The sequence below is a fragment of the Rhodanobacter sp. 7MK24 genome (genome assembly GCF_014842995.1).
In the GTDB taxonomy this organism is placed as follows: domain Bacteria; phylum Pseudomonadota; class Gammaproteobacteria; order Xanthomonadales; family Rhodanobacteraceae; genus Rhodanobacter_A.
The window spans coordinates 68,915-81,145 of record NZ_JACYXL010000008.1 but is presented as its reverse complement, the minus strand read 5'-3'; the positions used below and the strand labels follow the sequence as shown (position 1 = coordinate 81,145).

Sequence of the window (12,231 nt, the reverse complement as noted above, 5' to 3'; positions counted from 1 at the left end):
CGCTGCGAAGCTCCGCCAGCGCATGCGACTACAACCCCTTCGCCGCCTGCGCCACCGCGCGGAACAACGCACGCCCCTTGTTCATCGTCTCCTCCCACTCAGCGGCAGGATCGGAGTCGTAGACGATGCCGGCGCCGGCCTGCACGTGCAGGCGGCCGTCCTGGATCACTGCGGTGCGGATCGCGATGGCGGTGTCGGCGTCGCCCCACCAGCCGATCCAGCCGATCGCGCCGGCGTAGATGTTGCGCTTGTACGGTTCCAGCTCCTGGATGATTTCCAGCGCGCGGATCTTCGGCGCGCCGCTCAGCGTGCCCGCCGGGAAGGTGGCCTTGAGTACGTCCATGTAGCTCAGGTTGGGCTTCGCCGTGCCCTGTACCTGCGAGACGATGTGCATCACGTGCGAGTAGCGCTCGATCGCGAACGACTCGCTCACCTCTACCGTGCCCGTTTCGCTGATGCGGCCGATGTCGTTGCGGCCCAGGTCGATCAGCATCACGTGCTCGGCGCGTTCCTTGGGGTCGGCGAGCAGTTCGGCTTCCAGCGCCCGGTCTTCTTCCTCGGTAGCGCCGCGCTTGCGCGTGCCGGCCAATGGGCGCACCAGCACCTTGCCGTCCTTCAGTCGCGCCAGGATCTCGGGCGAGGAGCCCACGATCTGCGTGCCGCCGAGGTCGACGAAATACATGTAAGGCGACGGATTGAGCGCACGCAGCGCGCGGTACACGTCCACCGGCCGCGCGTTGAAACCCACGCTCAGGCGCTGCGAAGGCACCACCTGGAAGATGTCGCCGGCGCGGATGTATTCCTTCGCGCGCTCCACCATCGCCTCGAATTCCTCCTTGGTGAAGGAGGAAGTGAAGTCGCCCTCGTCCAGTGCGACGGATTGCGTGAGCTGCGGATACGCCGCGCCGCCATGGCGCAGGCGGTGCACCAGCGCATCGAGCCGACGCTGAGCACATGCATACGCCTGCGGCTGCGCCGGGTCGGCATGCACGATCAGATACAAACGACCCTTGAGGTTGTCGAACACCGCGACTTCCTCGGCCAGCATCAGCAGCACGTCGGGCGTGCCCAGCTCATCGACGCGATCCCACTGCGCCAGGCGCGGCTCGATGTAGCCGATGGTCTCGAAACCGAAGTAGCCGACCAGCCCGCCGCTGAACGCGGGTAGCTGTGGCAGGCGCGGCACGTCGTATTGCTGGCGCAGCGTTTCGATCTCGGCGAGCGGGTCGGCCACGTGGCGGCGCTCGGTGATTTCGCCCGAATCCTCCACCTCCAGCTCGTGCCCGCGCAGGCGGTACACGCGCTTGGCCGGCAGGCCGATGATGGAATAGCGACCCCAGGTGGCGCCGCCCTCGACCGACTCGAACAGGAAGGTGTACGGGCCATCGGCCAGCTTCAGGTACACCGACAGCGGCGTGTCGAGGTCGGAAAACACCTCGCGCACCAGCGGGATGCGGGTATGACCTTGCGCGGCCAGCGCGTCGAAGTCGCTACGGGAGATCACGGACGGACGATCCAGAGGGGACGGATTGCACACGATAGCAGGGCAGCGCCGTTTTCCGTATGGACATCCATCCCGAACAGAACCCGCTCGAAAACGCCTGCTTTGCTGCTCTCACTTGTGCGGCGGACGCTTTTTGCCCTGCCCCGGCCGTTAGCTTCTGCGCGCAGGAGCGCGCTGCTTCTCGGGGCCCTGTGCGGCGGTGAGGCGTGGACGAAAAGGCCGCGCTGCGGGCATCGCCATGGAGGGCGATGCCTTTTCGACCGGGCAGGAGGCCGGCCGAAAAGCCCGGCCACGCCTCACGCACTCGGAGGGCAGGATGCCCGGAGAGCGCCGCCTCGGGGTGGCCTCTCTTTTGGTCACTTTTCTCTGGCCGCGCTAGAGAAAAGTGACTCGGGCCGCGGCGGCGGCTCGAAACCGCTTTGTCGCTTGCGACAAGACGCAAAGAACAGAAGCGCCTCTCCCGCAAGCGGGCGAGGGGATGCATTACAACCGCTGCCGTGGCATCCCATGCAGGCGCAAGCTGAAAGCCACTCCGCTACCGTCATCGAGGTTCCGCGCACTGGCGACGCCTCCATGACGCTCGGCCACCAACCGCACCACATACAGTCCAAGACCAAGGTGCGGCGCATCGCCCGGAGTGGCCTTGTCGCGCAGGCTCACCAGCGAATCGAACAGACGCCCCTGCATGGCCGCGGGCAATGGTGGCCCCTGGTTCGCCAACTCGATCTCCGCATCGCCGTCGATAGCCTGCAGGGACAGACGCAGCCATCCATCGGGTGGGGTGAACGACAGCGCGTTGTCGAACAGCTTGTCCAGCGCCTGCGCGATCGGCTCGGGCGCGCAATGCAGGTGCAGCGGGGCGTCCGGCAGCACGCACTCCAGCCGGCGCGCGCCGGCCAATGGGCGATAAGCTTCGGCGCAGCCACGCACCACTTCGCGCAAATCCACGTCCTCCGGCTCGGCAGCGGCGATGGCGCGCTCCATGCGGCTCGCCTCGCTCATCGCACGCACCAGCGCGCCCAGTCGGGCCACGCCGTCGCGGGCGCGGGCAAGGTATGGGTGGGCATCCGGCGGCAGCTCGGCATGTTCGAGGTTGTCCAGCGAGGATTTCACGATGGCCAGCGGCGTGTTGAGTTCGTGCGAGAGCTTGGAAGCCAGCGTCTGCAGGTAATCCGTATAACCGCCCACGGCTTCGAACAGTTTTTCGAAACTGCGTGCCAGGTCGCCGATTTCGTCCGGCGCATCGGTCATCGGGAAGCGGCCGCGTTCGAACAATCCGTCCAGACGGCCATCCGACAACTGGGCGCGTTCGGCGGCGTTGCGCAGGCGCCCAAGGCGCAGGCTCAGGCGCGTGGCGAAGAACAGCAGGATCGCTCCAGCCACCAGCAACACGCCAAAGCTGGTGAGCAGCAGGCCGAACAGCGCACGGTTCGCCAACAGGGGCACGGCCCGGCTGGCCTGCTCGAGCAACAGCACGCCGACCAACTTGCCGTCCTGTTCGATCGGTACGGCCGCGGAAAGCACCACGCTGCCGCGCTCCTCGCCATTGCGCCACACGCTCACCTGTCTGCCTGCGCGGGCGCGCTGGACCTCGGGCGTATCCAGCCGCGGCACGTCCTGTGCCCACAGGTTGGCGTCTTCGAGACGGGTCGCCAACAGCGCGCTGTAGACCAACGAGGCAAACCACCCCGGCTGCCCCTGCGCGCCGAGCGCGGTATCGAGCTTGCCGCTGCGTGCGAGCAACCAGCCTTGCGGCGACAGCACGCGCGCCCGCGTGTGGTCCGGTGCGAGGCCGGCAAGCTCGGTGGAAAGTGCGGGCGAAAAGTCCAGCAAGGGGCGCAGTTCCACCGCGGTGCGATCGCCACCGTCCAGCGCGACATAGGCACCGATGCCCATCGTCTGCAATTGCAGGCCACGCGGCAGGCGCAATTCGATGCGGAAACCGCTGCCATCTTCCTGCCATTGCGCCGGGAACGCATCGGGCAGGCCGGGCATCGGCGTCCCCGATGCGACGGCGGTGATCGCACCGGGCGCATCGCTTTCCAGCAGGTAACGTTGCTGCCCGCTGGCATTGCCCAGCACCAGGTTGAGGTGATCGGCGGAAAGCGCATTCGCGCCGTCCATCGCATCGGCGCGGGTACGCTGGGTATCGCGCACCTCGGCGTAGAGGTACAGATTGTTGGCGTCCTCGGCCAACATCAGCTTGCCACGCTGGCCGAACGGCTGGCTCCACGGCGTCAGCGGCGCCCAGTCGTCGCCATAACCGTCCACGGTGATCGGAGCGACCGCCTGCTCCACGTACCACGCCGCATCGCCCTGCGGCAGCACGGCGTGCGTCACCACCAAGCTGCGCGCCACCGCACGCGCCGAAGCGATCAGTGCCTGTGCCTGTCCTTCGCGCAGCAACGCTTCCATCTGGCGCACGTACAGCCACCCGGCCATCGGCAGCGCCAGCGTGCACAAAGCGACGAGCAGCAGCTTGCGGCGAAGATTCATTGGGCGACGATACCGAAAGGCAAACTCATTTGTTGCCTTGCAGCTTCTGTTTGCCTGTTCCGTCTTGGTACTTCATGTACATCGACTGCTCGACAACCTGCTTGAATGCTGCCAGTACTTGCTGCCGCTCTGGATCGTCGGCAGCAATAAGCATCGACCAGGAAAGGCGTATGCGGCTTGCCTTGTCCGGCTCGCAGAAAACGACCACATCGTCCTTGTGGTCATCCCTTTGGTAGAGGGAACCGAGGCATGCGAGCTTGTGTGTGTTGGCAACAGGGAATGCAACGTCCTTGGCTGCTGGATAACTCGTCCGGTAACGCTGGCGATCCTTTTGAAAATCGGCACTCAGCGTCGGCGCTCTGGCCGTCCAAATATTGAGCAACATGACCCTCTCTGGCCTGCCAGTCCATTCACCTTTGTACAGGGCAAGGTTCACGCCGATAGCCTTCGCGTGAGCGCAGCAATCCGGCGTCCATCCCATTGGCAGATCGGTAAATATGGCCCAACCGGGAATTTCTCCGTCACCGCCCCCGTAGACCAGCACCCCCGGATTCTTGTCGACACCGGCGCCACATGCCGTAAACGGGATCAACAAAGAAAAGCACAAACCGATCAAGCTCTTCATTGCAGCCTCCCTGGCTACCTTGCGATGCAGGCGCACCGCTCATCACTTCTTGGGCTCGACGTAACGTTCGTAGCGCGTGTTGGTCGCCACCTGCATGAAGGCGTCAAGCAACGGGTGCAGCGTGGCGTCGCCGTCGGCGAAGCTCATCGACCAGCTCAGGCGGATGCCGCTGGCCTGGCCTGGATCGCAGAACACCACCACGTCGTCGATGCGGTCGCTGCCCTGGTACACCACGCCCGCGCAGGGCATGTGCGGATTGCCGATGCGCAGGTCGGTAGCCTTGCCCTTGGCATCACGCTGCAAGTATTGCTTGCGATCGGCCGCCACCTCGTCGGCCAGCGTCGCCAGCTTGCGCGGCCACGTGTTGAGCACCATCACGCGGTCGGGCTTACCCGTCCATTCGCCCTGGTAAAGCACGGCATCGACACCGATGGCCTTGGCATACATGCAGCAGTCGCGGGTCCAGCCTGCAGGGCTGGCCACGGCGACGGACCATGCCGGCGCATCGCCATCGCGCGCCCCGTGGGCCAGCACGTCGTCGCCGCCCTGGGCCGCCATGGCGGAGGTGCAGAAAACAAGCAGGGCCAACGTCAGCCAGCCGCGCGCGTTCACGGCCTCCACCGGTAGCCCACGCCGTGCACGGTCTCGATCGCGTCGAACTCCGGCGCCACCGCGATGAACTTCTTGCGGATGCGCTTGATGTGCGAGGTGATGGTGGCGTCGTCCACCACCAGTTCCGCCTCGCGCATCAGCTGGTCGCGGTTCTTCACGTGGCCGGGGAAGCGGATCAGGGTGTGCACCATCCAGAACTCGGTGACGGTGAGCGGCACTTCGGCGCCGTCCCAGGTGATGCGCATGCGCTCGGACTCCATCTTGAGCGGGCCATGCTCGATGACCGTTTCGCTGGCCGTCGGCGCCTTCAGCGACTCGATGCGCCGGAACAGCGCGGCGATGCGCGCGGCGAGCTGGTGCAGGCTGGTGTCCTTGCTGAGGTAATCGTCCGCACCCAGGCGCAAGCCCGAGATCACGTCGAAATCCGAGTCGCGCGCGGTAAGGAAGATGATCGGCAACGTGGCGGACTTTGCGCGCAGCTCGCGGCAGAGGTCGAAACCGCCCTCCGGCTCGTCGCCAAGACCGATGTCGATGATGACCAGCTCGGGCAGCTTGATCGCGAACGCGTTGGACGCCTCCCGTCGCGAACCGTAGCCGCGCGTGTCGTAGCCGAAGCGGTTGAGCGCTTCGACGTAGTTGGCGCGGATCAGCGGTTCGTCCTCGACGATGGCAATGCTACGGCCCATGGGCGGCTCCAGTGCTCGATGGTGCGATGCGGTGGCGCGCAGCGTGCTATGTGCGCGCCGCCGACGCAAGCTGCGCGCCGTCGCCGCCCGCGTTTTGCCACAAACCGGCGGAAAGCGGCCCCAAGCGCGCCGCCCGCATGACCGCAGCGGGGCGTGAAATGCCTCCAACGCCCACCGGAATGCCGCCATGACCCGCAACGACGCCGCCGACCGCGATCCCAATGCCGAATTGCGCAGCTTCGAACCATTGCGGGTGACGTTGGCGGTGGGCGCACTTCTGCTTGGCCTGCTGATGGGCCTGCACTGACACTTTCCCGTGGAAGGCCGGAGTGCGGCCGGTGCGCAGGGAAGCGTGCCGGTCGCGGGGCAAGGAAACCCGTAAGACAGCCGGCCCGGTCAAGCTTCCCCCTCCATCATGGCGGTTCCTTCAATCCCCTCCATGCGAGGGGATTTTTTTGCGGTCGCCTTATGGCCATATCCCGCGGATCATCTGCGATACGAGGTCAAAAGCCTCTTCTGGCGGCCTTTGTCGTCCATCTTCTGCCGCGATCGTGTCTGGAACCATCGCTGGTGCGATGCCGAAAGCCCCCCGGCAGTTTCCGGGAACCAATCCGACAGGGGCCTGTCTGACTTACCGACTGGCGCCATCTCCATTGCCGTGGATGGCGCGGACGCGGCTATCGAACTCCCCTCCCCGGTGACCGTATCCGCGCCAAGGCGTCGGTCAATGGTGTCTCCTCGCACGTCATGCAATGGCGTTTGCCCCGGTGCTGCTCTCCAGCGCCGGGGCTTTTTGCGGCCGCCATTCAACAATGGCGCTCTTCCGCCATCGCCGGCATGTCGTCAAATATCGCTCCCTGCGGATTTGCAGCCTGCTTTACACGCGGAATTCAGCCGATGGCCGCATGCATCGCGGCGATCTCGGCGCGGTAGTCCTTGGCATGGAAGATCGCCGAACCCGCGACGAAGGTGTCCGCGCCCGCGGCGGCGATGGCGCCGATGTTCTCCGCGGTGACTCCGCCGTCCACTTCCAGCCGCACGGGCAGATCGCGCTCGTCGATCATCCGGCGCACACGGCGCAGCTTCTCCAGCGCCATCGGGATGAACTTCTGCCCGCCGAAGCCGGGGTTCACCGACATGATCAGCACGAGATCCAGCTTGTCCAGCACATAGTCCAGGCAATCCAGCGAAGTGGCCGGATTGAATACCAGGCCTGCTTTGCAGCCGGAATCCTTGATCAGCCCGATGGTGCGATCGACATGCTCGCTGGCCTCGGGGTGGAAGCTGATCAGCGTGGCACCCGCCTTGGCGAAGTCGGGCACGATGCGGTCCACCGGCTTCACCATCAGGTGCACGTCGATCGGCGCGCTGATGCCATATTTGCGCAGCGACTGCAGCACCATCGGGCCGATGGTGAGGTTGGGCACGTAGTGGTTGTCCATCACGTCGAAATGCACCCAGTCCGCACCTGCGGCCAGCGCCGCGGCGGTGTCTTCGCCCAACCGCGCGAAGTCGGCGGCGAGGATGGAAGGGGCGATGACGGGGCTCTGCTTGCTCATGGCGTCGGCTCTGCTGGTAGGAGCGCACCCTGTGCGCGATGGGAGTTTACGGCGTCACTGCTTCGTCGGCTTTTCGCGCACAGGGTGCGCTCCTACTTGAAACCGCGTTCCGCCTTGATCCGCTCGTAGGCCGCATTGATCTCGCTGGCGCGCGCCTCGGCTTGTTTGCGCATGGCTTCGGGCAGGTCGCCGAGACGGTCGGGATGATGCTCGGAAATCAGCTTGCGGTAGGCACGCTTCACCGCCCGGTCGTCGGCACTGCGCTCGATGCCCAGCACGGCGTAGGGATCGGGGCCGTGGGTATTGCGCTGCGGCGGCACGTAGCCGCCACCGCCGTAATTGTGGCCGCCGCGGCTGCCCGTGCTGCCCGCATTCCATGCGTAGCCCTTCATCGCCATCAGCGCCATCAGCTCCATGTCGCTGACGCGCAGGGCGAAGGCGAGCTGGTGCAGGATCGCCATCTTCTCCGGCGGCGGATTGCCTTCCGCAATCACGGTGTCGATCACCACGTCCAGCACAGGGAACGCGTGGTCGCGTCGCAGGCCGGCCCAGCGGCGCAGATCCTCGATGGTGGGCGCTACGTCGAACTCAGGTTGCTTGCCCGCATTGAAACTGGCGATGGCCTGCTGGCGCTGCGCCGAGTCCAGGCCCATGCGCGTCATCATGCGCTCGGCAATCGCGATTTCCGCCTCGGAAACGCGACCATCGGATTTCGCCACTGCGCCGAGCAGGGCAAACAGCGGCCCGATGAAACCGCCCGCCTCCGGCGTGGCCTGCTTGCGCTGGCTGTGGCGCAGGTTGTCGAACACGAAGCCGATCACCGCGCCAGTGATCGCACCGGGCAGATGGCCGATCAGCAGGCCGAAGAAGCCGAACCAGAGCGTGTAGCCAAAGTTCATGGCTTGGCCGCCGCCGGAATCTGCACGCTGTACCAGCGCGCCACCGCATCCAGCTCGGCATCGCTGAGCGGGCCGATCGCCGCACGCATCACCGGCACGTCGCGGCTGCCATCGCGGTAGTGTTTCAGCGCCGCGCGCAGGTAATCCAACCGCTGCCCGGCAAGGTTGGGCGCGCCTGGCATCACGGCCACGCCGGTTTCACCATGGCAAGCCGCACACAAGCCCAGCCTCGATGGCTTGGGCGACACCGTTTGCGCCACTCCCGGGAGGGCGACGACAAGGCAGAGTGCCGTGATCAACAGGTTGCGCATCGACGAGAGCCGGGCCCAAAGGCGCGAATTCTAGCAGCGCAGTCCACCTTTGACCGCGGCGGCACCTGCGCCAGCCGTTACAATGCGCGTTCCCCATTCGCCCACGGAACCGCCGTCGTGCCCACCACCCTGCCGCAATCGAACCTGCCCGGCCTGGAACTGATCCATCGCGGCAAGGTACGCGACGTCTATGCGCTGGACGACCGGCGCCTGCTGATGGTGGCCACCGACCGGCTCTCCGCGTTCGACGTGGTGCTGCCCAATCCGATTCCGGGCAAGGGCGAGATGCTCACGCAGATCTCCAACTTCTGGTTCGGCAAGACCGCGCATCTCGTGCCCAACCACCTGCTCGACGTGCCGCTGGCCGACGTGCTGCCGCCAGGCACCGACCTCAAGCTCTACGAAAAGCGCGCCGTGGTCACGCGTCGCCTGAAGCCGGTACCGGTGGAAGCCATCGCGCGCGGCTACATCATCGGCTCGGGCTGGAAGGACTACCAGAAGACCGGCACGGTGTGCGGCATCGCGTTGCCCGCGGGCCTCAAGCAGGCGCAACAGCTGCCGGCGCCGATCTTCACGCCTTCGACCAAGGCTGCCGTGGGCGACCACGACGAGAACGTAAGCTTCGACGCGGTGGTGAATGCGGTGGGCCAAGAGCTGGCCGGGCAGGTGCGCGACGCCACGCTCGCCATCTACCAGTGGGCCGCTGCCTATGCCGCCGAGCGCGGCATCGTCATCGCCGACACCAAGTTCGAATTCGGCACCGATGCCGATGGCAGGCTCTACGTGATGGACGAGATGCTTACGCCGGACTCCTCGCGCTTCTGGCCTGCCGACAGCTACCAGGTGGGCATCAGCCCGCCCAGCTACGACAAGCAGTTCGTGCGCGATTGGCTGGAAACCCAGCCGTGGAACAAGACCGCGCCCGGTCCGGTGATCCCCGATGAGGTGATCGCGCGCACGGCTGCCAAGTACGCCGAGGCGCTGGAGCGGCTGGCGGGCATCCGGCTGGACTGAGACCTCCGGCAGCCGGCTTCTTTTGCTCGTCGTTCCCGCGAAAGCGGGAATCCAGCGTCTTTGCATGCAAGGGATTGAAGTCGCTGGCTCCCCGCTTTCGCGAGGATGACGACAATGCGGGCACCACGGCTTGCGACACCCGCCATCGCCGTGCTGCTATTGCACCCTGACTCACGAGGGGAGCGCACGATGGCCACGCAAGCCGCAAACCCGCGCAGCATGCAGGACTGGCTGGACAGCTACAGCAACGACCACCGCAACCCGGTGAACCAGGTCTTCCACTGGTGCTGCGTGCCACCCATCGTGTGGACGGTGATCGCGCTGCTGTGGACGGCGCCCGTGCCGAGGGCCTACCTGCGTCCCGGCGCCTGGGCGGTAGCGGCGATGGTGCTGGCGTTCTACTGGTACTGGAAGCACTCGCGCCGCCTGGCGCTGGCGCTGTTGCTCGCTTTCGCCGTCCTCGGCCTGCTCACCCATTTCCTGTACGGGCAGCTCGGCGCAACGAATCTGCGCTGGCTCGCCGTCGGCGTGTTCGTGGTGGCGTGGATCGGCCAGTTCATCGGCCACAAGTTCGAAGGCCGCAGGCCCAGCTTCCTTACCGATCTCGCCTACCTGCTGATCGGTCCGGCCTGGCTGATGGCCAAGCTGCTGCGCCGGCTCGGCTTCAAGCACGCCGTATGAACTCCCTCACCCTCGTCAGCAGCCTGGTGTGGTGGGTGCTCTACGGCAGCATCGGCGCCCTGTTCTGCGCGCTGATCGTCTGGTCGGTGCTGCGCTGGACCGAACGCTGCAACGTGGTATTCAACCGCGTCTATCTTGCCTGCCTGCTGTGGACGCTGCTCGGCTTGCTGCTGGTGGTTGGCGTGGCTGCGTACGAAGGCCACCTGCATCCGCCGTTCCGTACGCTGCTCACTTCCGGGTTGCTGCGCTGGGCCCTGGTGGTGGACATGCTTGTGGGCGTGGCGATGGTGTGGCGGTTGACGCCAAGGGTCGATGCGCGGCGGGTGCGTGCGGGGAGCGCGTGTCTGGCAGTAGCGGCGGTGATGGCGGTGGGATTTGGGGTGGCGACAACGTTGGTTTGAAGACGGATTCAACCCAGAAGTCGACATCGCTAAATACCAAAGACAACCGCCCCGCCTCATAGAGGCCCGGGCAACTAGCCTCAACGCCGCATCTTCCGCAATCGGGCGGCAGGCCACCTTTCAGCCGCATCTGGCTCGGTACGGCACTAGGCCCAACTGTTGGCCGAGGATGCGCAGCACTCGCCCCTGCTCGCGAAGTGCTTGTGCGGGTCCGTCACTTCGACGGCGGCACCATCTTGCTCATACTCGCAGCGTCGGTGTGGGAGCGGCGTGGGAGCTCTTCAACGAAATGCCCTCACAGACATCGGCCGACTTTGCTGGTCGCGATGCGTTGAGAGCCACCGTTCGTCAGGCAGCCGCCGACTCGTTATCCAGCTGCCACGGCTCCGACGGATCAGCCGGTCGCGCATGTTGTACCAGGATCACTTCGTACTCGGGAGACGAGAGGACGACCTTGGTAGTCACCCGGGCCGCGGCGTGCATGTCGCGAGCCAATTGGCGCGCGTGCCTGATCGCCGATGCAAAGGAAAGATCTTCGAGGACGGATACATCTTCGCGGCAGACGCGCCACAGGCCGCGGGTGTCTTCCATGATGTTGAAGACGATGCTCATGCAGCACTCTCCGGTGATCAGGGAATGGTGTAGCCAGTACCGTCGACACATTGGCATTGCTGGTTGCCAACAATGGCGAACGATAGCAGTGATGGACGTCACATTGTGCAATGGATGCCCGATACGGTGCACACCGATAGGTGAACCCGGAAATCTCCGGGCCACCTCTCTCGCGCCAGATGCAGATCAACACCTGGAAATCAAAAATGAGGCGCCAGACGCATGACTTGTACCGACCGAACCGCCCACGCACGAAATCGCAGGCAAAGAAAAAGCCCTTGATTTCTCAAGGGCTTTTCAGTTTTGGCTGGGAGACTAGGATTCGAACCTAGATAGGCAGAGTCAGAGTCTGCAGTCCTACCATTAGACGATCTCCCAAGACTCTGGCGTGTCGGCGCGCTCTGACCTGGAGCGCCGCACGTCGAAGCGCGGTTAGCGCTTCGAGAACTGGGTGGCGCGGCGGGCCTTGTGGAGACCGACCTTCTTGCGCTCGACCTCGCGGGCGTCGCGGGTCACAAAGCCGGCCTTGCGCAGCGACGACTTCAGGCTTTCGTCGTATTCGATCAGCGCGCGGGCGATGCCGAGGCGGATCGCGCCGGCCTGGCCGGTGATGCCGCCGCCTTCAACGGTGACCTTGATGTCGAACTTGTCGGTGTTCTGCGTCAGTTCGAGCGGCTGGCGCACGATCATGCGCGAGGTCTCGCGACCGAAGAACTGGTCGAGGGTCTTGCCGTTGACTTCGATCGCGCCGGTGCCCTTGCGCAGGAACACGCGGGCGGCGGAGGTCTTGCGGCGGCCGGTGCCGTAATTCTGCTGAATCGCCATGATGGT

At 65.4% G+C, this 12,231-nt stretch carries 13 protein-coding genes and 1 tRNA gene; 3 read left to right on the top strand and 11 right to left on the bottom strand.

What is annotated here, in order from left to right:
- Positions 1-28: 28 nt before the first annotated feature.
- The 8 genes from trpE to IHE49_RS13260 form a co-directional block, all read right to left on the bottom strand.
- Positions 29-1,504, bottom strand: a complete 1,476-nt coding sequence (gene trpE, locus IHE49_RS13295) for an anthranilate synthase component I (RefSeq protein WP_192158658.1) — start codon at positions 1,502-1,504, stop codon at positions 29-31.
- Positions 1,505-1,987: 483 nt separating this feature from the next.
- A complete protein-coding gene (locus IHE49_RS13290) occupies positions 1,988-4,000 on the bottom strand; it encodes an ATP-binding protein (RefSeq protein ID WP_192158656.1) in 2,013 nt (670 codons plus the stop codon).
- A gap of 25 nt (positions 4,001-4,025) precedes the next feature.
- Positions 4,026-4,625: a hypothetical protein gene (locus tag IHE49_RS13285; protein ID WP_192158655.1), complete on the bottom strand. Its 600-nt coding sequence runs from the start codon at positions 4,623-4,625 to the stop codon at positions 4,026-4,028.
- 42 nt (positions 4,626-4,667) lie between these two features.
- A complete protein-coding gene (locus IHE49_RS13280; RefSeq protein ID WP_343227580.1) occupies positions 4,668-5,237 on the bottom strand; it encodes a hypothetical protein in 570 nt (189 codons plus the stop codon).
- Positions 5,234-5,923 (bottom strand): proteobacterial dedicated sortase system response regulator, encoded by a 690-nt coding sequence (gene pdsR / locus IHE49_RS13275; RefSeq protein WP_192158653.1) that lies wholly within the window; start codon positions 5,921-5,923, stop codon positions 5,234-5,236. The genes IHE49_RS13280 and pdsR overlap by 4 nt, the downstream gene beginning before the upstream one ends.
- Before the next feature lie 890 nt (positions 5,924-6,813).
- Entirely contained in the window at positions 6,814-7,482 is a 669-nt protein-coding gene (rpe, locus tag IHE49_RS13270) for a ribulose-phosphate 3-epimerase (protein WP_192158651.1), read from the bottom strand.
- 92 nt (positions 7,483-7,574) lie between these two features.
- Positions 7,575-8,381 (bottom strand): co-chaperone DjlA, encoded by an 807-nt coding sequence (gene djlA, locus IHE49_RS13265; protein WP_192158650.1) that lies wholly within the window; start codon positions 8,379-8,381, stop codon positions 7,575-7,577.
- Positions 8,378-8,692, bottom strand: a complete 315-nt coding sequence (locus IHE49_RS13260; protein WP_192158648.1) for a c-type cytochrome — start codon at positions 8,690-8,692, stop codon at positions 8,378-8,380. Before IHE49_RS13260 ends, djlA begins: the two co-directional genes overlap by 4 nt.
- A 117-nt stretch (positions 8,693-8,809) precedes the next feature.
- On the opposite strand from IHE49_RS13260, the gene IHE49_RS13255 reads away from it, so the two are divergent.
- From IHE49_RS13255 to IHE49_RS13245, 3 genes are all read left to right on the top strand, one after another.
- Positions 8,810-9,706, top strand: coding sequence for a phosphoribosylaminoimidazolesuccinocarboxamide synthase (locus tag IHE49_RS13255; RefSeq protein WP_192158647.1), 897 nt, complete (start codon positions 8,810-8,812; stop codon positions 9,704-9,706).
- Between the two features lie 189 nt (positions 9,707-9,895).
- The gene (locus tag IHE49_RS13250) at positions 9,896-10,387 is read left to right on the top strand and encodes an Mpo1-like protein (RefSeq protein WP_225578434.1); all 492 of its coding nucleotides are present in this window, start codon (positions 9,896-9,898) and stop codon (positions 10,385-10,387) included.
- Positions 10,384-10,788 carry a hypothetical protein gene (locus IHE49_RS13245; protein ID WP_192158645.1) on the top strand — a complete coding sequence of 135 codons (405 nt, stop codon included), beginning with the start codon at positions 10,384-10,386 and terminating at the stop codon, positions 10,786-10,788. The genes IHE49_RS13250 and IHE49_RS13245 overlap by 4 nt, the downstream gene beginning before the upstream one ends.
- A gap of 348 nt (positions 10,789-11,136) precedes the next feature.
- Here the strand turns inward: IHE49_RS13245 and IHE49_RS13240 are convergent, their stop codons facing one another.
- The 3 genes from IHE49_RS13240 to rpsI form a co-directional block, all read right to left on the bottom strand.
- On the bottom strand, positions 11,137-11,400 hold the full coding sequence (locus tag IHE49_RS13240; protein WP_192158644.1) for a hypothetical protein: 264 nt from the start codon (positions 11,398-11,400) through the stop codon (positions 11,137-11,139).
- A 304-nt stretch (positions 11,401-11,704) separates the two neighbouring features.
- Positions 11,705-11,778, bottom strand: a tRNA-Gln gene (locus tag IHE49_RS13235).
- 54 nt (positions 11,779-11,832) lie between these two features.
- Positions 11,833-12,225, bottom strand: coding sequence for a 30S ribosomal protein S9 (gene rpsI, locus IHE49_RS13230; RefSeq protein ID WP_077484758.1), 393 nt, complete (start codon positions 12,223-12,225; stop codon positions 11,833-11,835).
- Positions 12,226-12,231 lie beyond the last annotated feature (6 nt).

What these genes read in the sequence shown, in the direction of transcription:
- IHE49_RS13290 (WP_192158656.1), bottom strand. Translation starts at nt 4,000, where the DNA reads ATGAATCTTCGCCGCAAGCTGCTGCTCGTCGCTTTGTGCACGCTGGCG.
- IHE49_RS13285 (WP_192158655.1), bottom strand. Translation starts at nt 4,625, where the DNA reads ATGAAGAGCTTGATCGGTTTGTGCTTTTCTTTGTTGATCCCGTTTACG.
- pdsR (WP_192158653.1), bottom strand. Translation starts at nt 5,923, where the DNA reads ATGGGCCGTAGCATTGCCATCGTCGAGGACGAACCGCTGATCCGCGCC.
- rpe (WP_192158651.1), bottom strand. Translation starts at nt 7,482, where the DNA reads ATGAGCAAGCAGAGCCCCGTCATCGCCCCTTCCATCCTCGCCGCCGAC.
- djlA (WP_192158650.1), bottom strand. Translation starts at nt 8,381, where the DNA reads ATGAACTTTGGCTACACGCTCTGGTTCGGCTTCTTCGGCCTGCTGATC.
- IHE49_RS13260 (WP_192158648.1), bottom strand. Translation starts at nt 8,692, where the DNA reads ATGCGCAACCTGTTGATCACGGCACTCTGCCTTGTCGTCGCCCTCCCG.
- IHE49_RS13250 (WP_225578434.1), top strand. Translation starts at nt 9,896, where the DNA reads ATGGCCACGCAAGCCGCAAACCCGCGCAGCATGCAGGACTGGCTGGAC.
- IHE49_RS13245 (WP_192158645.1), top strand. Translation starts at nt 10,384, where the DNA reads ATGAACTCCCTCACCCTCGTCAGCAGCCTGGTGTGGTGGGTGCTCTAC.
- IHE49_RS13240 (WP_192158644.1), bottom strand. Translation starts at nt 11,400, where the DNA reads ATGAGCATCGTCTTCAACATCATGGAAGACACCCGCGGCCTGTGGCGC.
- rpsI (WP_077484758.1), bottom strand. Translation starts at nt 12,225, where the DNA reads ATGGCGATTCAGCAGAATTACGGCACCGGCCGCCGCAAGACCTCCGCC.